This is a genomic window from Pseudomonas sp. GW821-FHT02C04 (assembly GCF_059421845.1).
Genome location: NZ_JBWKVT010000001.1, coordinates 67,027 through 88,508, shown reverse-complemented (window position 1 = coordinate 88,508; position 21,482 = coordinate 67,027). Strand labels below are relative to the sequence as shown.

22 protein-coding genes are annotated in these 21,482 nt (G+C 62.0%); 12 read left to right on the top strand and 10 right to left on the bottom strand.

Going from position 1 to position 21,482, the window contains the following annotated elements; all coding sequences use genetic code 11:
- Nucleotides 1-17 precede the first annotated feature (17 nt).
- Nucleotides 18-911, top strand: coding sequence for a LysR family transcriptional regulator (locus AC07VV_RS00410; RefSeq protein WP_495034801.1), 894 nt, complete (start codon nucleotides 18-20; stop codon nucleotides 909-911).
- A gap of 69 nt (nucleotides 912-980) precedes the next feature.
- Here AC07VV_RS00410 and AC07VV_RS00405 read toward each other — a convergent pair whose 3' ends face one another.
- Together AC07VV_RS00405 and AC07VV_RS00400 are read right to left on the bottom strand one after the other, a co-directional pair.
- Nucleotides 981-2,300 carry an Nramp family divalent metal transporter gene (locus AC07VV_RS00405; RefSeq protein ID WP_192560396.1) on the bottom strand — a complete coding sequence of 440 codons (1,320 nt, stop codon included), beginning with the start codon at nucleotides 2,298-2,300 and terminating at the stop codon, nucleotides 981-983.
- Between the two features lie 76 nt (nucleotides 2,301-2,376).
- Nucleotides 2,377-2,916, bottom strand: coding sequence for a chalcone isomerase family protein (locus AC07VV_RS00400; protein WP_495034800.1), 540 nt, complete (start codon nucleotides 2,914-2,916; stop codon nucleotides 2,377-2,379).
- A gap of 147 nt (nucleotides 2,917-3,063) precedes the next feature.
- Here AC07VV_RS00400 and AC07VV_RS00395 point away from each other — a divergent pair, with 147 nt between their 5' ends.
- Entirely contained in the window at nucleotides 3,064-3,837 is a 774-nt protein-coding gene (locus AC07VV_RS00395) for a hypothetical protein (RefSeq protein WP_495034799.1), read from the top strand.
- 86 nt (nucleotides 3,838-3,923) lie between these two features.
- Nucleotides 3,924-4,490 (top strand): DcrB/PsbP domain-containing protein, encoded by a 567-nt coding sequence (locus AC07VV_RS00390; RefSeq protein WP_495034798.1) that lies wholly within the window; start codon nucleotides 3,924-3,926, stop codon nucleotides 4,488-4,490.
- A 3-nt stretch (nucleotides 4,491-4,493) separates the two neighbouring features.
- Here the strand turns inward: AC07VV_RS00390 and AC07VV_RS00385 are convergent, their stop codons facing one another.
- The 4 genes from AC07VV_RS00385 to AC07VV_RS00370 form a co-directional block, all read right to left on the bottom strand.
- Entirely contained in the window at nucleotides 4,494-5,210 is a 717-nt protein-coding gene (locus tag AC07VV_RS00385; protein WP_495034797.1) for an alpha/beta hydrolase, read from the bottom strand.
- Nucleotides 5,211-5,278: 68 nt separating this feature from the next.
- Nucleotides 5,279-6,391 (bottom strand): succinylglutamate desuccinylase/aspartoacylase family protein, encoded by a 1,113-nt coding sequence (locus AC07VV_RS00380; protein WP_495034796.1) that lies wholly within the window; start codon nucleotides 6,389-6,391, stop codon nucleotides 5,279-5,281.
- A 127-nt stretch (nucleotides 6,392-6,518) separates the two neighbouring features.
- Nucleotides 6,519-7,298 (bottom strand): ABC transporter substrate-binding protein, encoded by a 780-nt coding sequence (locus AC07VV_RS00375; RefSeq protein WP_495034795.1) that lies wholly within the window; start codon nucleotides 7,296-7,298, stop codon nucleotides 6,519-6,521.
- 254 nt (nucleotides 7,299-7,552) lie between these two features.
- Nucleotides 7,553-7,987, bottom strand: coding sequence for a rhodanese-like domain-containing protein (locus tag AC07VV_RS00370; protein ID WP_495034794.1), 435 nt, complete (start codon nucleotides 7,985-7,987; stop codon nucleotides 7,553-7,555).
- Nucleotides 7,988-8,088: 101 nt separating this feature from the next.
- Here AC07VV_RS00370 and ftrA point away from each other — a divergent pair, with 101 nt between their 5' ends.
- Nucleotides 8,089-9,078 carry a transcriptional regulator FtrA gene (ftrA, locus tag AC07VV_RS00365; RefSeq protein WP_495034793.1) on the top strand — a complete coding sequence of 330 codons (990 nt, stop codon included), beginning with the start codon at nucleotides 8,089-8,091 and terminating at the stop codon, nucleotides 9,076-9,078.
- Here ftrA and cobF read toward each other — a convergent pair.
- Both cobF and AC07VV_RS00355 read right to left on the bottom strand, forming a co-directional pair.
- Nucleotides 9,047-9,802: a precorrin-6A synthase (deacetylating) gene (gene cobF / locus AC07VV_RS00360; RefSeq protein ID WP_495034792.1), complete on the bottom strand. Its 756-nt coding sequence runs from the start codon at nucleotides 9,800-9,802 to the stop codon at nucleotides 9,047-9,049. The genes ftrA and cobF overlap by 32 nt on opposite strands.
- Nucleotides 9,799-10,371 (bottom strand): histidine phosphatase family protein, encoded by a 573-nt coding sequence (locus tag AC07VV_RS00355; protein WP_495034791.1) that lies wholly within the window; start codon nucleotides 10,369-10,371, stop codon nucleotides 9,799-9,801. The genes cobF and AC07VV_RS00355 overlap by 4 nt, the downstream gene beginning before the upstream one ends.
- Before the next feature lie 317 nt (nucleotides 10,372-10,688).
- On the opposite strand from AC07VV_RS00355, the gene AC07VV_RS00350 reads away from it, so the two are divergent.
- From AC07VV_RS00350 to AC07VV_RS00315, 8 genes are all read left to right on the top strand, one after another.
- Complete coding sequence (locus AC07VV_RS00350) at nucleotides 10,689-11,543, top strand: MurR/RpiR family transcriptional regulator (RefSeq protein ID WP_096822903.1); 855 nt, start codon at nucleotides 10,689-10,691, stop codon at nucleotides 11,541-11,543.
- Between the two features lie 2 nt (nucleotides 11,544-11,545).
- Nucleotides 11,546-12,190 (top strand): cysteine hydrolase family protein, encoded by a 645-nt coding sequence (locus tag AC07VV_RS00345; RefSeq protein WP_495034790.1) that lies wholly within the window; start codon nucleotides 11,546-11,548, stop codon nucleotides 12,188-12,190.
- Complete coding sequence (locus AC07VV_RS00340) at nucleotides 12,187-13,518, top strand: type I glutamate--ammonia ligase (RefSeq protein ID WP_495034789.1); 1,332 nt, start codon at nucleotides 12,187-12,189, stop codon at nucleotides 13,516-13,518. The genes AC07VV_RS00345 and AC07VV_RS00340 overlap by 4 nt, the downstream gene beginning before the upstream one ends.
- Nucleotides 13,502-14,254, top strand: a complete 753-nt coding sequence (locus tag AC07VV_RS00335) for an N-formylglutamate amidohydrolase (protein WP_495034788.1) — start codon at nucleotides 13,502-13,504, stop codon at nucleotides 14,252-14,254. Before AC07VV_RS00340 ends, AC07VV_RS00335 begins: the two co-directional genes overlap by 17 nt.
- 87 nt (nucleotides 14,255-14,341) lie before the next feature.
- Nucleotides 14,342-15,691: an APC family permease gene (locus tag AC07VV_RS00330; RefSeq protein WP_495034787.1), complete on the top strand. Its 1,350-nt coding sequence runs from the start codon at nucleotides 14,342-14,344 to the stop codon at nucleotides 15,689-15,691.
- A gap of 118 nt (nucleotides 15,692-15,809) precedes the next feature.
- Nucleotides 15,810-16,826 carry an arginine N-succinyltransferase gene (locus AC07VV_RS00325; RefSeq protein WP_495034786.1) on the top strand — a complete coding sequence of 339 codons (1,017 nt, stop codon included), beginning with the start codon at nucleotides 15,810-15,812 and terminating at the stop codon, nucleotides 16,824-16,826.
- A 55-nt stretch (nucleotides 16,827-16,881) separates the two neighbouring features.
- A complete protein-coding gene (astA, locus tag AC07VV_RS00320) occupies nucleotides 16,882-17,916 on the top strand; it encodes an arginine N-succinyltransferase (protein ID WP_495034785.1) in 1,035 nt (344 codons plus the stop codon).
- A 160-nt stretch (nucleotides 17,917-18,076) separates the two neighbouring features.
- Nucleotides 18,077-18,946, top strand: a complete 870-nt coding sequence (locus AC07VV_RS00315) for an isocitrate lyase/PEP mutase family protein (protein WP_096822909.1) — start codon at nucleotides 18,077-18,079, stop codon at nucleotides 18,944-18,946.
- 88 nt (nucleotides 18,947-19,034) lie between these two features.
- Here AC07VV_RS00315 and AC07VV_RS00310 read toward each other — a convergent pair whose 3' ends face one another.
- Nucleotides 19,035-20,270, bottom strand: a complete 1,236-nt coding sequence (locus AC07VV_RS00310; RefSeq protein ID WP_495034784.1) for a M20/M25/M40 family metallo-hydrolase — start codon at nucleotides 20,268-20,270, stop codon at nucleotides 19,035-19,037.
- An 84-nt stretch (nucleotides 20,271-20,354) separates the two neighbouring features.
- A complete protein-coding gene (locus AC07VV_RS00305) occupies nucleotides 20,355-21,428 on the bottom strand; it encodes a diguanylate cyclase (RefSeq protein ID WP_192560386.1) in 1,074 nt (357 codons plus the stop codon).
- Between the last annotated feature and the right edge of the window lie 54 nt (nucleotides 21,429-21,482).

Here is a 21,482-nt window from a genome sequence, read left to right as displayed (position 1 = left end):
GCTATCAGGTCGAAACCATGGAAACCCTCGCCAATCTTGAATCCTTCGTCCGCAGCGCCGAGACCGGCAGCTTCTCCGCCGCCGCACGGTTGCTGGCGCTGACCCCGGCAGCGGTCAGCCGCAATGTGGCGATCCTGGAACGCAATCTCGGCGTGCGGCTGTTCCAGCGCTCGACCCGCAAGCTGTCGCTGACCGAGGCCGGTGAAGGTTTTCTGGCGAGCATCGGCGGCAACCTCGACGCCTTGCAGGCAGCAATTGCGACAGTGGCGACCGAGCGCGGCGAGCCGGCGGGTGTGCTCAAGATCAGCCTGCCGCCGACGTTCGGCATCGATCACATGCTGCCGCTGCTGCCGGAGTTTCTGGCGCGCTATCCGTTGATTCGCCCGGAATGGCATTTCGAGAATCGTCAGGTGGATTTGATCGCCGAGGGCTACGACGTGGCGATTGGCGGCGGATTCGAGCTGACGCCCGGCGTGGTTTCCCGGCGACTGGCGTCCGCTGAAATATTGGCAGTGGCCTCACCGGCCTATCTGGCCGGACGCGCCCTGCCCCGGCATCCGACAGACCTCGCCGACCACCAGGGCATTGTCATGCGTGGGCTGCGCACCGGGCGCATCCGCCAATGGCAGATGCACAACGGCGCTGGCGAACAGGCCAGCGCCCTGCTGAATCCGAATATTGTGCTGAACGATCCAATGGCCATGCGCAAGGCCGCGCTGCTGGGACTCGGGATAACAATGGTGGTGCTGCCCGATGTCAGCGTGCAGATAGAACGCGGTGAACTGGTGCGGCTGTTGCCCGACTGGCAATGCGATGCCGGGGCGATATCGCTGTACTACCCGAGCCGCACCTTGATGCCGGCCAAGACCCGGGTGTTCATTGATTTTGTGGTGGATGCCTTCGGCCGCTAGGCCTCCCGTCACGATCGTTCCCACGCTCTGCGTCCCATTGGAACGCGGAGTATGGGCCGATCACGCCGGTTACGCCGCCAATTGCAGAATCAGCCAGGCATTCGCCCCACTGATCACCACAAACAATCCCCACGCCAGCACCCGCGTCGGCAAGCGATTCACAAATGGCCCCATCAGCTGTTTGTCGTTGGTCATGCGGATCAGCGGATACAGCGCAAACGGCAATTGCAGGCTCAACACCACTTGGCTCAGCACCAGCAACTTGCCCACCGCGCCATCGCCCATCAGCCACACGCCGATGAACGCCGGGATCAGCGCCAGCCCACGGGTAATGAGGCGCCGTTGCCAGCAGGGAATCCGCAGGTTCAGATAGCCTTCCATGATCACTTGCCCGGCGATGGTGCCGGTGAAGGTGGAACTCTGCCCCGACGCCAGCAACGCCACGCCGAACAGCACACTGGCCAGCGCGCCGCCCACCAGCGGATCGAGCAAGTGATAGGCGTCCTGGATGTCCACCACATCGGAGTGCCCGGTTTGATGGAAGGCTGCTGCCGCGAGAATCAGGATCGCCGCGTTGACGAGCAACGCCAGCGCCAGTGAGCCGATGGTGTCGATGCGCGCCAGATTCACCGCGTCCTGCTTGCTCGCCAGGTCCTGGCCGATCAGCCGCGTTTGTACGATCGAGGTGTGCAGGTACAAGTTGTGCGGCATCACCGTGGCGCCAAGGATGCCGATGGCCAGGTACAGCGGCGCCGCATCGCTGATGGCCGACAACGACGGTTTGAAGCCTTGGGCGACGTCCGGCCAGTACGGTTTGATCAGCAGCAGTTCAACGAAGAAGCACACGCCGATAGTGCCTACCAGCACCAGCATGATCGCTTCCAGCCGCCGGAAACCGCGATTCTGCAGGGCCAGCACCAGCAATGTATCGAACGCCGTGAGGGCGATGCCGAACGTCAGTGAACAACCCAGCAGCAGGTGGAACGCCAGCGCGCAGCCGAGCACTTCCGCAAGGTCGGTGGCGATGATCGAGATCTCCGCCAGCACCCATTGCAGCCGCGCCGTCGGGGTGCTGTAGCGCTCGCGGGACAACTGCGCCAGATCACGCCCGGTCGCAATGCCCAACCGCGAACACAGGCATTGCACAACCATGCCCGCCAGACTCGCCAACAACACCACGAACAACAGGCTGTAACCGAAGCGCGAACCGGCCTCGATGGCGGTGGCCCAGTTGCCCGGATCCATGTAGCCGATCGACACCAGCAAACCGGGGCCGGCAAAGCGCAGCACGCGTTTGAAGAACGAGGCATTCGGATCCACCGGAACACTGCCGGCCACTTCCGGCGGGCAGAACGGCGCGGTGGCGATTTTGGGCAAGCTGAATTTCACGCACACATCCAGAAACAAGTCGAAAGGCGCAGCTTAGACGTTTCAGTCGGCGTGCCCAAGCGCAGATGTGCTGCGCTCAGGGTTTGGTGGTGCCGAGCAATTGCTGACGCAACTCGGGGCTGCGCGTGCGGGGATCAAGCCAGATGTCGAAGAACGCCCGGGCGAACAGCGGGTCGTCGATCTCGTGCTGCAACTGCTGCCCCACGAAGAACCGTGCGCCCTGCCCCGGCAAGTACACCCCGGTAATCCGCGTGCCCGCCTGGACGTCGACGAACGATTGCTGCATCTGGGCCTGCCACACCGCCAATTGCGCCGGACTGATGGAAGAACCGGCCAGGCGTTTGATCTCATCGACACTGGCCTTGACCAGATCGTCGCGGGACACGTTGCGCCGGTAGATCAATTCCAGAGCGAAGGGCTGACCATCGGCCAATGGACGCGCGGCACTCCACAACCGGGCGTTATAAATGTCGAAACCGAACACACTGAAATCACCGGTGCCGATGATCTGCGCGCCGGGCACCGCGTCCTGCCAACTGGCCCAGGTCGGCGTCAGCAACAGCGCCCACAAGCCGATTCCGCAGCAACCACGTAACACCTTCGGTGTTCTGCTCATCGCGGCATCGACTCCGGCAAACCCTGATAGTCAGAGCATAGTTGGCTATCCCGCCCAGCACTTTGTATACATGTTTTGCATGCATGTGCAGCAATCCGCTAACGACAATGCTAACGTGGCCCTCATTGACCCGATGGAGACACCTGCGTGCTGATCCTCAAACTGCTGCTGATTCCCGGTTTCCTGCTGCTGATTTCCCTGGCCGGCAAGCGCTGGGGGCCCAGCGTCGCCGGGTGGTTGTCGGGGTTGCCGGTGGTGGTCGGGCCGATTCTGTTCTTCCTCGCCATCGAGCAAGGGCCGGCGTTTGCCGCGCAATCGGCGGTCGCGGCGCTGTCGGCCATGTTTGCGATGATCGCGTTTTGCGTCACTTATGCGCAGGTGGCGCAGCGGGCGAACTGGCCGTTGGCGCTGGTTGTGTCTTTGTCGGTTTGGGGCGTGCTCGCGCTGATTCTGTCGCTGATTCCGGCGTCACTGCCGTTCTCGGTGGCTGCGGCTGCAACCGCCCTTCTTGCTGCGCCGTACCTGTTTCCCAAGGTTCAACCGGTGGTCAGTGGGTCGGCACCGAAGTCGGACAAACTGATCTGGCGGATGATTGCCGGCGCGGCGTTGACGTTGGTGGTGACAATGCTGGCCAGCACGGTCGGCGAGCGTTGGAGCGGATTGCTCGCGGTATTTCCGGTGCTGGGTAGCGTGATGGCGGTGTTTTCCCAGCAGACGCGCGGCCCGGCGTTCACCGCCGCGTTGTTGCGGGCGACAGCGACGGGGATGTATTCGTTTTCGGCGTTTTGTCTGGTGTTGGCGTTGACGGTCCCAAGCCTGGGCTTCGGCGGTTTCCTGGTGGCGGTGGCCGTTTCAGTGGCGATGCTCGGGGTTACTCGGCAATTGCTGGCCAAACCGGCGCCTGCGCCGTCGACGAACTGAACCCGCCCGGACAAACCGCTCTGGAGTGCCGGGCATGCTCCGTGGGATGATCGCCGCCCAAGCGCGACCATCCCTCGGAGATTCGAATGTCATTGCTTAGCAAGAAAACCGTCGTCCTGTTGCTGGCGGCGGTGGCCGGTTTCGGCGCCCTCAATGCTCAGGCAGCCAAGGCCAAAGAGAAGGCTGTCACCGAGAAAGTCTCGATGCTCGAAGGCAAGCTCCGTTTTGTCCTGCCCAAAGGCTTTGTCGGTGACCCGCTGCCGGCCGGCCCGACCGGTGCCAAGGGCATGATGTACTCCAACGATGCCACCAAGACTGTGGTCATCACCGCCGAGAACCAGATTCCCGAAGGCAACAACGTCAAGGACAACGACAGTGCGTTCCTCGACGGCACCGTGTCCGACTTCATCGAAGCCCAGCGCAAGGCAATGCCGGACTTCAACAAACTCAGCGAAAAGAGCCTGACCCAGAAAGGCAACGGCCTCGGTCTGCGTCAGGTCGACAGCACCGCGACCCAGGGCGGCGGCCAGACCCTCAATACCACGCTGATCGCAGGTTCCGGCACGCACATGGCGCTGGTCCAGGTGATTTCCCGGGCCAGCGACAAGAGCGGTCACGATGCGCTGGTGAAAACCATCCTCAGCGAAAAATGACCCTCAAGGGTTAAGCCGCTGCAACCAGTCGTTCAAGTCCCGAAGCTCGGCCGCGCTGATGCTGTGGCCGACGCCGGGATAGGCATGGAGCGCCGGTTTGTAATCCAGCTTCTCCAGCAGATCTTTGGCTGCGGTGGCGCCACTGTAAGGCACCCGGTCATCCGCCGTGCCGTGGCCGATGAAGATTTCCAGCGGCGGATGTTGTTGCTCTGACTTCAGCTCACCCTTGAGCACCGGCAACACTCGCCCACTCAACGCGGCAATGCCACCGACCGCCGACGGCTGCCGCAGCCCCACCTCGTAGGTCATCATCGCGCCCTGGCTGAATCCGATCAGGTACACCTTGTCCGGTTGCGCGTGATATTTCTGCGAGGCGGCGGCGATAAAGGCCCGCAGTTTCTGGCTGGCGACCTTCAGATCATCGGTCTCGCCGTTGTAGGCACCGTCGCCCTTCTTGCGAAACCACTGGAAACGCCCTTCCCCCAACGCCATCGGCGCCTGCACCGAAAGGTAGTTGTACTGCTTTGGCAGCTGAAATTTCATGCCGATCAGATCGGCCTCGTTACTGCCGTAGCCATGCAGGAAAAGCACCAGCGGACGCTGTTCGGCATCCGGGTGAACCTGGGCCAGGTAGTTGAGCGGCAGATCGGTTTGCAGCGAGGTTTGAGCATGGACAGCGCTGGACACCAGGAGGGTCAACAGAGCAAACACCTTCAACATAAGCCTTCCTTCACACAGTGCAGGGTTCGGGGCAGAGCCTAACACTGTGATCTGGAAGTTGGGGGTCATCAGTCGTTGATCAGCTTGCCCGCCCGAATCGGCTCGCGCCCCGCCACTTTCGCCTGCCAAGTGCCCGGCTGGGTGTAACGCCCACGGTCAATGGCAAACAGCACGCCACTGGTGCCGGCGCGCACGGTGGTCACGCGATCCTTCAGCGGATCGACCACTTCGAACAACGCATCCCCGCGCTCCACCCATTCACCGGCATTGCGCAGGAAACTCACCACGCCATGGTGCGGGGCGAACAGGTATTCGGTGCCTTCGAACGGCATGCCTTCGCAGCACTCGTCTGGCGCCTTCGGCCATTCGCCGCTGATGAAGCCCTGTTCGGCGAGGAAACCCAGAATCGCTTCGCAATGGGCTTGCGCCTGATCGACGCGGGTATCGCCCATGCTGCCCAGTTCCAGGGTGGTGGCGAGGTTGGCCGGGGGAATTGCCGCCGCCGGGAACATCCGCGCCAGACGCAGCCATGGCGTGGAACACGATTCATCGAACGAACTGCCGCCGGAGTCCTCACACAACAGCGCCACGCCGGCCTTCAGGCGCGCGGCCAGGGATTGCCACTGCGGCCAGTGTTGCGGCAGCGCGTAGATGTGAATCGCGGCGTCGAAATCGCAGTGCAGATCCAGCGTGACGTCAGCATCGCAAGCGTGGCGAAGCAACAGACGATGCAGCGCTTCCAGTTGCGAGGCCGGGGCCGGCAGTTCGTCGAGTACCTCGCCCATGGTCTGGCGGATCAGCGCGACGTTGGCCTCGGCATCGCTGCCCAACTGATCGCCGATGCGCGCGGCCACAGGGGCACTGAGTTCGACGAAGGAACGGTTGAAGTTCTTGCCGCTCGCCAGTTCGAAGCGGCCCATATGACTGCCTTGCAGGTGCTGATCGAGGCCGATCGGGTTGGCCACCGGTACCAGTTCAATCACACCTTGCAGCCGGCCTTGCTGTTCCAGCTCGCTCAGGCGTTGCTTGAGTTCCCACGCGGTGCGCATGCCCGGCAGTTCATCGGCATGCAGGCTGGCCTGGATGTACACCTTGCGCGGGCCGGCGCCGTAACGAAAGACGCTGAGTGAGCGTTCGCTGCCCAAGTGGCTCCAGGGCAGAACATGATCGATGCGTTGCATGGGGAACTCCGGAAATTCTGTAGTCGCTGCTGCACAGTGACTGCATTGAAAATGTGCTGACAGGATAAATCACGGGCGGAAAAAAAGTGGCCACCGCGTCAACGGGGCCACTTTTTTCTACGGCGTATTAATGGCCGTACACGTCAAAGTCGAAGTACTTGTCCTGCACTTGCTTGTACTTGCCGTTGGCGCGGATTTCGTTGATGGCGGTGTTAAATTTCTCCGCCAGTTCGGTATCGCCTTTGCGCACCGCAATACCGGCGCCGCCGCCGAAGTATTTGGCGTCTTCGTAGGTCGGGCCGACGAATTCGAAGCCTTTGCCGGCGGCGGTTTTCAGGAAGCCGTCGCTCAGGTTGACCGAGTCGGCCAGCATCGCGTCGATACGACCGGACACCATGTCCAGGTTGGCTTCCTGCTGCGAGCCGTAACGCACCAGTTCGATCCCGGCCGGCACCAGCACTTCGGTGGCGTAGCGGTCGTGGGTACTGGCACGCAGCACGCCGACTTTCTTGCCTTTGAGCTCGGTCAGCGGGTCTTTCACGCCGGAGCCTGCCTTCATCACGAAGCGGGCCGGGGTGTGGTAGTACTTGATGGTGAAATCGACGTTTTTCTTGCGATCGTCAGTGATGGTCATCGAGGACAGGATCGCGTCGATCTTCTTCACTTTCAGCGCCGGGATCAGGCCGTCGAACTCTTGCTCGACCCAGGTGCATTTGACTTTCATCTGCTCACACAGCGCATCGCCGATGTCCACGTCGAAACCGGCCAGTTTGCCGTCAGGGGTTTTCATCGAGAATGGCGGGTAACCGGCTTCGATACCGATACGGATCGGTTTGGCGTCTTCGGCCACGGCGGTCAGGGACAACATCGACAGTGCCAGGGCACCGAACATAACCAGCTTTTTCATTTATTACTCCCGTGTGCGGAGGCTTTTATTGGCAGCTTTCGATTGTCAGGTTCGGCCTTGGGCTATGGAGCGCAAAGAAACCGAAGTGGCCGGCAGTCTATGGCGGCGCGCACGGGGCAAATTGTGTTTAAGCGACAAATACTTATAGAAAATCGGCGAGTGCCATCACGTGGGAAAAGTGTGCGCCAGAGCGGTGCAAGGGTTGTAGGACAAAGCCGATAAAAGGCGCCGCCGAAGCGGCAACCCTCCGGCTATCAGCAATCGCAAGCAATCGGCGCGGTGGCGACGCTCGGTGTCACGGCACTCAACTGGAAGCCTTCATCCAGCCACCCCGTCACCCCGCCAATCATCTCCTTGACCGGATAACCCAACGCCGCCAGCTTCACCGCTGCCTTGTTGGCGCCATTACAGTGAGGGCCTGCGCAATAGACCACGAACAGAGTGTTTTTCGAGTAGTCCGCCAGCCCTTCCGCCGTCATCAAACGCCCGGGGATATTGATCGCCCCCGGCACATGACCACGCTCGAAGGCCAGCGGCCCGCGCACGTCCACCAGCACGAAATCGACCTCGCCGACCTCCTGGCTGTTGAAGACGTCGGAACAATCGGTTTCGAAGGTCAGACGGTTGCTGAAATGCATCAGGGCTATCGCCGACGGGGCGGCAGGAATTTCGCGAACCAGGCTGGGCATGTTGAATCACTCCTTTGTCTGTGTGGGATGAACAGACTTTATCGAGCCGCCGCTAGCCGCTACAGTGGCGCACAAGACACTCATCGGGAAGTTTCCGCCAAATGCCTGATTCACCTGGATTGGTCGCGATCCTGGCCTACGACGGCCTCTGTACGTTCGAGTTCGGCATCGCCGTGGAAATCTTCGGCCTCGCCCGGCCGGAATTCGATTTCCCGTGGTACGCGCACTGCATCGCGGCGGTCGATCAAGGCCCGATGCGCGCCATGGGCGGGATTCAGGTGCTGGCCGACGGTGGCCTGGAACTGTTGGCGGAGGCGCGCACCATCATCATTCCCGGCTGGCGCGACCGAAATGCGCCGGTGCCCGAGGCATTGCTCACAGCATTGCGTGATGCCCATTCGCGCGGCGCTCGGTTGCTGTCGATCTGCTCCGGAGTGTTTGTTTTGGCGGCGACTGGCCTGCTCGACGGGCATGGCGCGACCACCCACTGGCGTTACACCTCGGAGCTGGCCGAGCGTTTTCCAGCCATCGATGTCGACCCGGACGTGCTTTACGTCGATTCCGGCCAGTTGATCACCTCGGCCGGCAGCGCGGCGGGGATCGACGCCTGCCTGCATCTGGTGGCGCGGGACTTCGGCACTCAGGTGGCCAACTCGGTGGCGCGACGGCTGGTGATGTCGCCGCAACGCACCGGCGGTCAGGCGCAATTCATTCCGACACCGGTCAGCCCGACCCCGCGCAGCGACCTGTCGCGCGTGATGCAGTGGGCCCGCGAACGCCTGCACGAACCGCTGGAAGTGCGTGATCTGGCCAGCGAAGCGGCGATGAGCGAGCGCACTTTCCTGCGCAAATTTACCGAAGCCAGCGGCCAGTCACCCAAGGCCTGGCTGCAACACGAGCGTCTGGCCCGGGCCCGGGAATTGCTGGAAAGCACGCCGCAGAACACCGAGCAGATCGCACTGCGCTGTGGTTATCGCTCGGTGGAAAGCTTTCGCGTGGCGTTTCGCAGCGTGGTCGGGGTGCCGCCGTCGGTGTATCGCGAGCGGTTCGGTCGCGAGGTCAAGGCTTGCGCAACAGATAGGTGTCCATGATCCAGCCATGCTCGGCCCGCGCGGCCTTGCGTACTCGCTCGATCTCATCGGCAACATCACTGAGTTTGCCGCTGATAAGGATTTCATCCGGCGTGCCGAGGTAGGCGCCCCAGTAGATCTCGGTCTGCTGATCCGCCACCCGATGGTAGGAATCTTCCGCATCGAGCATCACCACCAGGCTGTCGGTATCACTCACCTGCCCCGCCGCCAGGCGTCGGCCGGTGGTGATTTCAATCGAGTGGCCGATGGTGTTCAGCGGCACCTTGTGCTGCGCCGCCAAGGCCTGAACGCTGGTGATGCCCGGGATCACGTCGAATTCAAATGTGCATCGCCCCGAAGCCAAAATCGCCTGGAGGATACGAATGGTGCTGTCGTACAGCGCCGGATCCCCCCACACCAGAAAACCGCCGCACTGCCCGTCAGCCAATTCGTCATTGATCAAGCGTTCGAAGGTTTGCTGCTTGGCGCGGTTCAGATCATCGACGCTGGCGCTGTAGTCCACCTCGCCGCGCTCGCGCTCCGGGCTGTGGGCTTCGGCGAAACGGTACGTAGTATCAGTGATGTAGCGTTCGCAGATTTCGCGACGCAGGTCGATCAGCTTGTCCTTGCTCTGGCCCTTGTCCATGAGGAAAAACACGTCCACCCGATTCAGTGCTTTCACCGCCTGCATCGTGATGTAGTCGGGGTTGCCGGCGCCAATGCCGATGACCAGCAATCGCTTCATGTACGCGCTCCTTCAAGGTCGATGCCGGACAAGCGTAGTCGCCAGCGCCCGTAGAAACTCAACTCGACCACCGCCAGCGGCTCGACATCGATGCTATGGAAAGCCTGGCCCTGCATGACCTGCATCAGCGCCGCTCGAATGATGAACGGATGTGTGACGGCCACGACATGACCCGGCGTGGATTGCAGGGTCGCCAGCCATGCGGCCACTCGCTCGCCGAGTTGCACCACGGATTCCCCGCCATGGGGCGCGGCGCCGGGATCTTCGAGCCAGGCTTGCAGGGCTTCCGGTTCATCTCGCTGCAGGTCTTTGATCGACCGCCCCTGCCAACGGCCCCAGTCGCAATCGCGCAGTGCTTCATCCACCTGGGCATCGTGACCGAACCATGCGGCAGTCTGACGCGTGCGCAATTCCGGGCCGCAAATCAAACGACGCAGAGTAGCGAATCGAGTGGCCAGCAAGTCAGACGCTACAGCGCTTTCTTCAACAGCTTCGTTCGTAGGAAAACGCGCCAATTTTTGTGCGACGGTTCTGGCGTGACAGATCAAGGTCAAACGGGTGGCTTGCACAATGAGTCACTCGGTCAGAAGGTAAAAAACACCCGGCAACGTGCCGACAGGACGGCAATTGTGCCGTAAATCGGGCGGTTCCGGGGAAGCCCTTCAATCGCCCTGTCAAAACAAAGCGGCAATGTCTGACACGACTATGGGCAATGGACTACACGTACGATCGACAGACGTGTAGCCCTTGTTACACGGGCATCCCGCCCCATTTTGGGGCCTGAAAAAAAGCCGGGAAAATTCACTAGACATGTAGCGTCAGTTACATAAATACTGTTTTAACGGATTGTGAAGCGAATCCAACACCCCATCCAGCAGGAGCCCGGATGCCCCCTCTCAGAGACCTGATTACTGATCCCGGCCTGGACCTTACGCCATCAGAGCGCAAAGTCGTCCGGGCCTTGCTCGATCAGTACCCGCGCAACGGGCTCGGCCCGATGGCGCGTCTGGCCGAACACGCCGGCGTCAGCGATCCGACCATCGTGCGTCTGGTAAAAAAACTCGGTTTTGGCGGTTACGCCGAATTCCAGGACGCCCTGCTCAGCGACATGGATCATCGCCTGCGCTCGCCGCGCACGCTGTTGCAACCGCGTTCGAACCTGAATCAGGACGATGCCTGGAGCCACTATCTGGCCCACAGCCACAATTTGCTGGCGGAAACCCAGGCCCTGACCCAACCCGAAGACGTGCGGATTCTCGCGCAGTGGCTGCTCGACACCCGCCATCAGGTCTACTGCTTCGGCGGGCGTTTCAGCAGCCTGATGGCCACCTACCTGCTCAATCATTTGCGTCTGCTGCGCCCCGGTTGCTTTGCGCTGGAGGACAACGCGCAACTGCCGGATCGTCTGTTCGACCTGCAACGTCAGGACGTGGTGCTGGTGTTCGACTATCGCCGCTACCAGACCCAGGCCCTGCGCGTGGCCACTGCCGCGAAGAACAACAACGCTCGCGTCGTGCTGTTCACCGACATTTATGCCTCGCCGCTGCGCGAGCTGGCCGACATGATCATCAGCGCCCCGGTGGAGTCGGCATCGCCGTTCGACACCATGGTCCCGGCGCTGGCTCAGGTTGAAGCGCTGATCGCTTGCCTGACCCTGCGCAGCCCGGACCTGGCCGATCGCCTGGAAGGCATCGATGCCCTGCGCAACGACTTCGACACCCACCTGCTGGAGGATAAATAAGGATGTTCAGCCTTCCCCACCGCTCGCCACGGGACCTGCCGTTTGTCACCGACCACACCGCGTTGTTGCTGGTGGACATGCAGCGTGCCTGGCTTGAGCCGCAGTTCGACCCGCACCTCGAAGGCCCGGACGCCGCGTACTTCCTCGACCGCACGCGCTCGCAAGTGGTGCCGAATCAGGTGCGCCTGCTCAACGCCTTCCGCGACGCACGGCAGAACGTGCTGCACACCCTGATCGAAAGCCTCACCGCCGACGGCCGCGACCGCTCGCTGGACCACAAACTGTCGGACATGCACCTGCCCAAGGGCAGCCCGCAAGCACAGGTCATCGCCGAACTGACCCCGGTGGAAAACGAAATCGTGCTGCCGAAGACTTCTTCCGGTGTCTTCAACTCGACCAACATCGACTACGTGCTGCGCAACCTCGAAACCCGCCATCTGATCATCGCCGGCATCGTCACCGACCAGTGCGTGGACATGGCCGTGCGCGACGCCGCCGACCGGGGTTATCTGGTGACACTGGTGGCGGACGCCTGCGCGACCTACACCGAAGCACGCCACGACGCGTGCCTGAACGCGATCAAGGGCTACTGCTGGATCACCGACACCGACACCGTCATCGGCCGGTTGCAGGAGATGCAGCCATGAGCGAACGCCTGTCGCCGTTGCCGATGACCACCATCGTCACCACCGACCTGATCGGCATCACCCGGGGCCGCTCGTTTCCCAGCGATGAGCTGGAACACTATCAAGCGGCCGGTTGCGGTTGGGTGCCAGCCAACAGCGCGTTGACGCCGCAGGACATCATCGCGTCGAGCAATCCATGGGGCGCCTATGGCGATCTGCGGCTGATTCCCGATCTGGCCAGCCGCGTCACGGTCGGCAACGGCCCGGACGCCGCCGCCCCGGCGCTGGATTTCATCCACGGCGACATCCGCGAAACCGACGGCCGCCCGTGGGGCGCCTGCCCGCGCACGTTGCTGCGTGATGAAATCGAACGGTATCGCGACCAGCTCGGCTTGCAGGTCAACGCCGCGTTCGAACACGAATTCAATCTGCACGCAGGGTTTGCCGAACACCTGGCCTTCTCTCTCGAAGCACAACGCCAGGGCGCCGAGTTCGGCGGCTGGCTGCTCAGCGCGTTGCGCGCCGGGGGCGTCGAGCCGGAAATGTTCCTGCCCGAATACGGCAAGCATCAATACGAAATCACCTGCCGCCCGACCCTCGGCGTGGCGGCGGCGGATCGCGCGGTGAACGTGCGCGAGATCACCCGCGAAATCGCCCGGCAGATGGGCCTGGATTTGAGTTTTGCGCCGAAGACCGCCGCTGAAGCGGTGTGCAACGGCGTGCACCTGCACGTCAGCCTGCTCGACCTGGCCGGTCAGCCGATGCTGTACGACGCCGGCACCAGCAATGGCTTGTCGACCCTCGGCCAGCACTGGGCGGCGGGCGTGCTGCATTACTTGCCGGCGCTGTGTGCGTTCACCGCACCGACCCCGGTCTCATATGAACGTTTGCAGCCGCACCACTGGAGCGCGTCCTACGCCTGCCTCGGGCAGCAGAACCGTGAAGCGGCGCTGCGCATCTGCCCGACCGTGAGCCTGGGCAGCAAATCCGTGGCCAGGCAGTACAACCTGGAATTCCGCGCCATGGACGCCACCGCTTCGCCGCACCTGGCGATGGCCGCGCTGCTGATCGCCGGGCGCCTGGGCATCGAACAGCGTCTGGCGCTGAACGCGATCACCGATGAAATCCCCGATTCACTCAACGACGAACAACGCGAGGCGCGGGGCATCGTTGCCCTGCCCGCCTCTTTGGCTCAGGCACTGGAATGCCTGCGTCGCAGCGAAGCGCTGATGGCAGCGCTGCCGGCACCGTTGCTCGACACGTATTTCGCCCTTAAAACCGAGGAACTGGCGCTGACGGAACAGCTCTCGCCCGCTGACCTGTGTGAGCACTATGCACGCCTGTACTGAATCCGCCGAGCTTGGGTTGTACACCCGACCGGTCTACAACCTGATCCGTGAAGATTCGACGCACCCGCTGATCCTGGTGTGCGAGCACGCCAGCCGCTACATCCCCGACGCCCTGAACAATCTGGGCCTGGATGACACGGCTGCGCGTGAACACATTGCCTGGGACATCGGTGCGCTGGAGCTGGCCGAGCAACTGTCGGAAAAGATTGGCGCCACGCTGCTGAGCGCCAATTATTCGCGACTGTTGATCGACCTCAACCGGCCCCGACATGCCCCGGACAGCATTCCGGCGCAGAGCGAGATCTATCAGGTGCCGGGCAATCGCGAGCTCGATGAAGCCACCCGCGAATACCGTCGCCAGTGCCTGTTCAAGCCGTTTCACACCCGGTTGCAACAACTGATCGACGAGCGTCTGGCCGAAGGCCGGCCGGTGCGGGTGGTGGGGATTCACAGTTTCACCCCGGTGTACTACGGCCAGCCACGTGAGCTGGAAGTCGGCGTGCTGTTCGGTCAGGCCAAAGCCTATGCCCAGCGCCTGCTCGACGGCCTCGACCGGCATCCGCTGAAAGTCGCCGGCAACCAGCCGTACAAGATCGACCCGCTGGGCGACATGACCGTGCCGGTGCACGGCGATGCCCGTGGTCTGGAGTCGGTCTTGATCGAAGTGCGCAACGACCTGCTGCGCAGCCCGGAAGCGGTGACCCGCTGGGCAAATTATCTGGCACCCCTGCTGTAAAGATTGTTGTAACCACTGCTGACGCTGTAAACGACGGACCGATATAACAACTAAAACGACCGATTGGCTGACAAGGAGTTGCGCTTCATGGAAATAGAAGAGTTCGGCTACAAACAGGAGTTGAAACGTAGCCTGACACTGACCGACCTGGTGGTGTACGGGATGATCTTCATGATCCCCATCGCCCCGTTTGGCGTGTATGGCTACGTCAACGCGGAGGCACCGGGGATGGTGCCTTTGGCGTACATCATCGGCATGGTGGCGATGCTCTTCACCGCGCTGAGCTACGGCAGCATGGCCCGGGCCTTTCCGATTGCCGGCTCGGTGTATTCCTACGCACAACGAGGCCTGAATCAACACGTCGGCTTCATCGCCGGCTGGCTGATGCTGCTCGACTATCTGCTGATTCCGCCACTGCTCTACGTCTACGCGGCGATGGCGCTCAACCATTTGTACCCGGACATTCCGAAGGTCGGCTTCATCCTGGCGTTCCTGGTCAGCGCCACGTTCGTCAACCTGCGCGGCATCACTTTCACCGCCCGCATGAACATCGTGTTCCTGCTGGCGCAACTCGTTGTGCTGGGGATTTTCCTGTTCTACGCCTGGAATGCCCTGCACAACGGTGGCGGCAACGGCCAGTTGACTCTGGCACCGCTGTATCACCCGGAAACATTCAACTTCGCCCTGCTGATGCAAGCGGTGTCGATTGCAGTGCTGTCGTTCCTCGGTTTCGATGCGATCTCCACGCTCGCCGAAGAGATCAAGGGTGATCCGGGCCGCAGCGTCGGCAAAGCGGCGTTGATCACTCTGGTGGTGATGGGCGCGATTTTCGTCGTACAGACCTGGATCGCCACCGATCTGGCCGCCGGCATGGGCTTCAAGTCTGCCGACACCGCGTTCTATGAAATCGCCGAAATTGCCGCCGGCAGCTGGCTCGCCACCCTGACCGGTGTTGCCACGGCTCTGGCCTGGGGCGTAGCGGTGGCAATCACTTCGCAAGCGGCGGTTTCGCGCCTGCTGTTCGGCATGGCCCGCGACGGCAAGCTGCCGAAAGTGCTGGCCAAGGTGCACCCGAAACACAACACGCCGTACCTGAGCATCTATCTGGTGGCCGTGCTGTCGCTGGTGATCTGCTACCTGTTCATCAACTCGGTGGACACCCTGACCTCGCTGGTCAACTTCGGCGCCTTGAGCGGCTTCATGCTGCTGCACCTGACCGTGATCAATTACTACTGGCGCCGGCAGAAGTCCGGCCAGGTGATCCGTCACCTGATCTGCCCGGTGATCGGCTTCACCATCGTTGCGGCCATCATGTACAACATGGGCGTCGATGCACAGAAACTCGGCCTGATCTGGATCGCCCTGGGTCTGGTGTACCTGTTCTTCCTGAACAAGCTCGGCGCCAGTACCACGCTGCCTGACCCGAGCAATGGCTGACAAGAAAAAGAGCGGCGTCTGACAACAAATCAGGCGTCCGCCGCTTTAACGCGTGGAAACCGACAGTGATAGTCAGGTTCGGCGAATGGGCCGAACCTTTTGATACAGGAGTGCATCCATGCTGGTCTTACGCCCAGTCGAGCCAAACGACCTGCCTCAATTGCAACAACTGGCTCGCGACAGCCTGGTGGGCGTCACGTCCCTGCCGGACGACAGCCAGCGCCTGAGCGAAAAAATCGCCGCGTCCTGCGCCTCGTTCGACAGCGACGCCGTGGCTCAGGGCCCGGAGAATTACTTCTTCGTGCTGGAAGATCTCGACAGCCGCCGTCTGGTCGGCTGCTCGGAGATTCTCGCCACGGCCGGCCACAACGAACCGTTCTACAGCCTGCGCAACCGCCACTTCACCAGCGCTTCGCGGGAACTGAACATCGAACACGGCGTGCCGGCACTGTCGTTGTGCCACGACCTCAGCGGCCACACGCTGCTGCGCGGTTTTCACATAGACGCGGCGCTGGTACGCACGCCGTTCTCGGAACTGCTGTCGCGGGCACGCTTGCTGTTCATTGCCGCCCACGGGACGCGTTTTGCCGAAGCGGTGATCACCGAAATCGTCGGCTACAGCGACGAGCAAGGCAACTCGCCGTTCTGGGATGCGCTGGGCAAGCACTTCTTCGATCTACCCTACGTCGAGGCCGAACGCCTGTGCGGCTTGCAGAGCCGTACGTTTCTCGCCGAGCTGATGCCGCAATACCCGATCTACGTCCCGATGCTGCCGCTGGCGGCGCAAGAGTGCATCGGTCGCATCCACCCGGACGGTCAGGAGGCCTTCGACATCCTGGAGCGCGAGGGTTTTGAAACCAACAGCTACATCGACCTGTTCGATGCCGGCCCGACTTTGTATGCACGCACTGCCAACATCCGTTCGATCGCCCAGAGCCAGACCGCCGTGGTTCAAACGGAACCACTGATCGATGCCCGCGGTCGTTATCTGGTGAGTAACGATGCACTGCATGGCTTTCGGGCGGTGGTCGCCGAGCTGGATTACCAGCCCGGTCAGCCCTTGGCGCTTACGCCGGCGATTTGTGCAGCACTGAATGTCAGCGCTGGCAGCAAGATCCGGGTGATTGCCCTGTGAACCGCGCCCTCACCCAACGACAGTGCCCGAGCAGGCGCGCAAAAGGAGTTGCAGCATGATTGTCCGTCCGGTCCAAGTCAGCGACCTGCCAGCGTTGATGACGCTGGTGCAACAGGCCGGGCCGGGGTTCACCACCCTGCCCGCCAACGAAGATCGCCTGGCCCACCGGGTACGCTGGGCGCAACGCGCCTTCGCCGAGCAGGTCGAGCGGGCCGATGCCGATTATCTGTTTGTGCTTGAAGACGACGAGCAACGGGTGGTCGGGGTCAGCGCCCTGGCCGGGGCTGTCGGTCTGCGTGAGCCTTGGTACAACTATCGAGTCGGGCTGACTGTCAGCTCGGCGCCGGACCTGGGCATTCAGCGGCAGATCCCGACGCTGTTCCTCAACAATGAACTGACCGGCCAATCGGAACTGTGCTCGCTGTTCCTGCGCCACGACAAGCGCCACGGCAGCAATGGGCGTCTGCTGTCATTGGGGCGTTTGCTGTTTGTCGCCGAATTCCCGCACCTGTTCGGCGAGAAGATGATCGCCGAACTGCGCGGCAGTGCCGACGAGCAAGGCTGTTCGCCGTTCTGGGACAGCCTCGGCCGGCACTTCTTTCAGATGGACTTCAGCCACGCCGACCACCTGTCCGGGCTGGGCAACAAGTCATTCATCGCCGAACTGATGCCGCGCCAACCGCTGTACACCTGCCTGCTCACCGAACAGGCCCAGGCCGTGATCGGTCAGGCCCACCCAAACACCGAGCCGGCACTGAAAATCCTCCAGTCCGAGGGCTTCGCTCACAAAGGCTACATCGACATTTTTGACGGCGGCCCGGTCATCGAGGCGCCGATCCGCGGCATCCGCACGGTGCGTGACAGCCTGGAACTGACCCTGAGCATTGGCGCGCCGGACGATCAGGCGCCGCTGTGGCTGATCCACAACCGGCGTCTGGAAAACTGCCGCATCACCGTCGCTCCGGGGCGCCGGGTCGGCAGCACTCTGGTAATCGACCGTCTCACCGCCAAACGCCTGCAATTGCAGCCGGGCAACTCGGTGCGGGCAGTGCCGCTGCCCAATCAACAGCAGCAGGCGGTGGCGGCCTGAGCGCCTCTGCCTGCAGCAAGAAAGCCTGAACAGGTTTTTCCTGGTTAACTTCCTCGTTAATTCGTCATGATCCTTGACCCATTGGCGTGATAGCCTTTTCACCTTCGGCGTTGACACCTTTGCTCAAGCCTTTCCATTCCTTTGTATTGGTGGAACTCGTATGACCAGGCTTTCTCATCAAGATTTGCGCCGTAACTTCCGTCAGTTGCTGGCTTCCGACACCTGCTATCACACCGCATCGGTGTTCGATCCGATGTCCGCCCGCATTGCCGCTGACCTGGGATTTGAAGTAGGGATTCTCGGTGGCTCGGTCGCCTCGTTGCAGGTTCTGGGCGCTCCGGACTTCGCCCTGATCACCCTCAGCGAATTCGCTGAACAGGCCACCCGAATCGGCCGCGTCGCCCAATTGCCGGTGATCGCCGACGCCGACCACGGCTACGGCAACGCCCTGAACGTGATGCGCACCATCGTCGAACTGGAACGCGCCGGCGTCGCCGCACTGACCATCGAAGACACCCTGCTGCCGGCCCAGTTCGGCCGTAAATCCACCGACCTGATCTCGGTCGCCGAAGGCGTCGGCAAGATCCGCGCAGCGCTGGAAGCGCGGGTCGATTCGGAAATGGCGATCATCGCCCGGACCAACGCCGGCATCCTGCCGAATCAGGAAATCATCAGCCGCACCCGCCAATACCAGGCCGCCGGCGCCGACGGTATCTGCATGGTCGGCATCCAGGACTTCGATCAGCTCGAGCAGATCGCCGAACACCTGACCGTCCCGTTGATGCTGGTCACCTACGGCAACCCCGCTCTGCGCGACGACAAACGCCTGGCCGAACTGGGTGTGCGCGTGACCATCGACGGCCACGGCGCTTACTTCGCGGCGATCAAGGCCACTTACGACAGCCTGCGCGAACAGCGTCAGATCTTCACCCAGGCCTCGGACCTGAGCGCCACCGAACTGACCCACACCTACACCCAGCCTGAGGAATACATCCTCTGGGCCAAGGAATACATGAGCGTCAAAGAGTAACCTCGCACCCCGCTACAAAGAGGCAGAGCGGCCCGACGCCATTACGAGTCCACTCGCATGGCGCCCGCCGCGAAACCGCTAGCTGCCGTTACTGCTTCGCCAACTCCATAATCATCCGCGACAACAGATAAATCCGCGGCGCCACGCTCTCCACCTCTGCGTATTCCTCCGGCGTATGAATGTTGCCGCCAACAATCCCGAACCCATCCAGCGTCGGCGTCCCCACCCCGGCCGACAGGCTCGCATCCGCTGCCCCGCCGCTGCCTTCTTCGGTCAACTTGCGGCCGATTTCGCCATAAATCCCTTGGGCCATCGCCATCAAACGATCCGACTCCGCCGTCTGCGGCATCGGCGGCAAGCCGCGCTGCAATGAAGTCTTCACCTCAGTGTCGGGAATCAGTTTGTCCTGCGACACCCGCGCCAGATCCTTCTCGATCCTGTCGAACTCTTCCGGCACCGCCGCCCGAACATCAGCCTTGGCCGTGGCCTGATCCGGGATCACGTTGGTGCGGTCGCCGGCCTTGAGCACAGTGAAGTTGATCGTGGTTTTCTTGGCTTCGTCGCCGAGCTTGCCCAGTTGCAGGATCTGATGCGCCGCTTCCATCGCCGCGTTGCGCCCCAGTTCCGGCGCGACGCCGGCGTGAGCAGCCTTACCCTTGACCTCGACCAGTGCGGTGGCGCTGCCCTTGCGCCACACCACCAGGCCATCCGCCGGGCGACCCGGTTCAAGGTTGAGGGTCACGTCGTGAAGTTTGGCGTTTTTTTTGATCAGGTCGGTGGCGACGTCCGAGCCGGTTTCTTCGCTGGCATCGAGCAGGAAGGTGATTTGCGCGTAGTCCTTGAAGTCGAGGTTCTTCAGGATTTTCAGCGCATAGATGCCAGCGACGATCCCGCCCTTGTCGTCCATCACCCCCGGCCCGTAGGCGCGGCCGTCCTTGATGTGGAACGGACGCTCGGCAGCAGAACCTTCCTTGAACACCGTGTCCATGTGCGCCATCAGCAGGATTTTCGCCTTGCCGGTGCCTTTGAGCGTGGCGAGCACGTGGTTGGTTTTTTCCGGGGTGTTCGGCACCAGTTCGATGGTGGCGCCGAGTTTTTTCAGCTCATCAATGGCGATTTCGCTGACTTGTTTGAGGCCTTTTTCATCACCGGAACCGGAGTCGATATTGACCAGCCGCTCCAGCAATTTCAGGGCTTCGGGTTTGTATTGTTCGGCGTCGGCCAGCACCTGCTTGTGCGGTTCGGCGAAAGCGCCAACAGCCGCGAAAGAGAGGGTCAGGCCGAGACCGGCGGCCAGCAGGGAACGAGGGAAGTTGAACGTCATGAATCAATCCTTGTTTCGTGTCGGGTACTGAACCGTACCTGACATCGCCCCAAGGCTCTATCCCGGATGCGACACCCAATCCGTTCAAACCGAATCGAATACCTCGCGCCGCGGCTTGTCATCGTTGCAGCAGATCACCCGGTTGCGCCCGCTGGCCTTGGCCTCGTAGAGCGCCTCATCGGCGTCATTGAGCCAGCGCGTTGCATCGCCGTGAGCCGGATCGAGCGCCGCCAGGCCAATGCTCAGGCTGACTTTCAGCGCCGGGTTCTGTTCGTACACCAGAAAGGAAAAGCGCTCACGCAACGCTTCCATCGCCTGCGCCGCGTTGAACAGCGGCAAGTCCGGCAGGATCACGCAAAATTCATCGCCGCCGTAGCGCCCCGCCACATCGGCCATACGCAGGTTCTGTTTGAGCATCTTGCTCAACTGACGCAGGACGATATCGCCGGCCACATGGCCGTAGGTGTCGTTGATTGCCTTGAAGTGGTCGATGTCGATCAGCGCAATTGCCGCGCCTGTCTGCTGACGCTTGCTGCGTTCAAATTCGATGTCCAGTTGATCCTTCCAGGCGCCGTGATTGAGCAGACCGGTCAGGCTGTCGGTGCGGCTCAGGGCCAGCAATTCACGTTTGTGCAGGCCGAGGGTGTAGGCCTGGCGGAAGCAGATCCAGCCCAGCGCCAGCGGATACAGCATCAACAACGGCAGGCACGCATAGAGCTGCGCCGGCGAGGTCGCGGGGATGAAGGCCGGGGCAAACACTACCAGCCCGACGCCGACGCCAAGCAACTGCGCCGCCGCCCCGGCCAGCAGAAAACGCAGGCCACCGATGGCGACGTTGTTCATCGCCATCATCGAAATGGTCGTGGCACTGGGCAAGGGATTGAAGTGCATGGCGGCGACCCAGAAGCCGCCGAGAAAGGCGTCGAGCAGCAGGTTGCGGTGTTCGGCGTGGTACGGAACCTTGGCCCGTCGGGCCCATTGATACGCGAGGTGCGGCCAGACCAGGCCGTTGAACAGCATCAGCGCCCAGACCCACGCCGGCGGATCGAGCGGGTACATCGCAACGCTCACGCATAGAAGCCCCAGGACCAACCCGAGGGTTCGCGATGTGTAAAGCCTCCTGGCCAGTGAAAGTCCCTTTCCTCCCGTTCTTCCCATAAGGGCCTCGAGTACACCGCAAAAGGATGTGCTCGGAGTCTAACAGGGAGACGT

Coding starts and splice junctions, on each gene's coding strand:
- ftrA (WP_495034793.1), top strand. CDS start 8,089: ATGCCTGATTCACCTGGATTGGTCGCGATCCTGGCCTACGACGGCCTC.
- AC07VV_RS00345 (WP_495034790.1), top strand. CDS start 11,546: ATGTTCAGCCTTCCCCACCGCTCGCCACGGGACCTGCCGTTTGTCACC.
- AC07VV_RS00330 (WP_495034787.1), top strand. CDS start 14,342: ATGGAAATAGAAGAGTTCGGCTACAAACAGGAGTTGAAACGTAGCCTG.
- AC07VV_RS00380 (WP_495034796.1), bottom strand. CDS start 6,391: ATGCAACGCATCGATCATGTTCTGCCCTGGAGCCACTTGGGCAGCGAA.
- AC07VV_RS00410 (WP_495034801.1), top strand. CDS start 18: ATGGAAACCCTCGCCAATCTTGAATCCTTCGTCCGCAGCGCCGAGACC.
- astA (WP_495034785.1), top strand. CDS start 16,882: ATGATTGTCCGTCCGGTCCAAGTCAGCGACCTGCCAGCGTTGATGACG.
- AC07VV_RS00335 (WP_495034788.1), top strand. CDS start 13,502: ATGCACGCCTGTACTGAATCCGCCGAGCTTGGGTTGTACACCCGACCG.
- AC07VV_RS00385 (WP_495034797.1), bottom strand. CDS start 5,210: ATGTTGAAGGTGTTTGCTCTGTTGACCCTCCTGGTGTCCAGCGCTGTC.
- AC07VV_RS00375 (WP_495034795.1), bottom strand. CDS start 7,298: ATGAAAAAGCTGGTTATGTTCGGTGCCCTGGCACTGTCGATGTTGTCC.
- AC07VV_RS00390 (WP_495034798.1), top strand. CDS start 3,924: ATGTCATTGCTTAGCAAGAAAACCGTCGTCCTGTTGCTGGCGGCGGTG.
- AC07VV_RS00305 (WP_192560386.1), bottom strand. CDS start 21,428: ATGGGAAGAACGGGAGGAAAGGGACTTTCACTGGCCAGGAGGCTTTAC.
- AC07VV_RS00370 (WP_495034794.1), bottom strand. CDS start 7,987: ATGCCCAGCCTGGTTCGCGAAATTCCTGCCGCCCCGTCGGCGATAGCC.
- AC07VV_RS00350 (WP_096822903.1), top strand. CDS start 10,689: ATGCCCCCTCTCAGAGACCTGATTACTGATCCCGGCCTGGACCTTACG.
- AC07VV_RS00340 (WP_495034789.1), top strand. CDS start 12,187: ATGAGCGAACGCCTGTCGCCGTTGCCGATGACCACCATCGTCACCACC.
- AC07VV_RS00400 (WP_495034800.1), bottom strand. CDS start 2,916: ATGAGCAGAACACCGAAGGTGTTACGTGGTTGCTGCGGAATCGGCTTG.
- AC07VV_RS00325 (WP_495034786.1), top strand. CDS start 15,810: ATGCTGGTCTTACGCCCAGTCGAGCCAAACGACCTGCCTCAATTGCAA.
- cobF (WP_495034792.1), bottom strand. CDS start 9,802: ATGAAGCGATTGCTGGTCATCGGCATTGGCGCCGGCAACCCCGACTAC.
- AC07VV_RS00315 (WP_096822909.1), top strand. CDS start 18,077: ATGACCAGGCTTTCTCATCAAGATTTGCGCCGTAACTTCCGTCAGTTG.
- AC07VV_RS00310 (WP_495034784.1), bottom strand. CDS start 20,270: ATGACGTTCAACTTCCCTCGTTCCCTGCTGGCCGCCGGTCTCGGCCTG.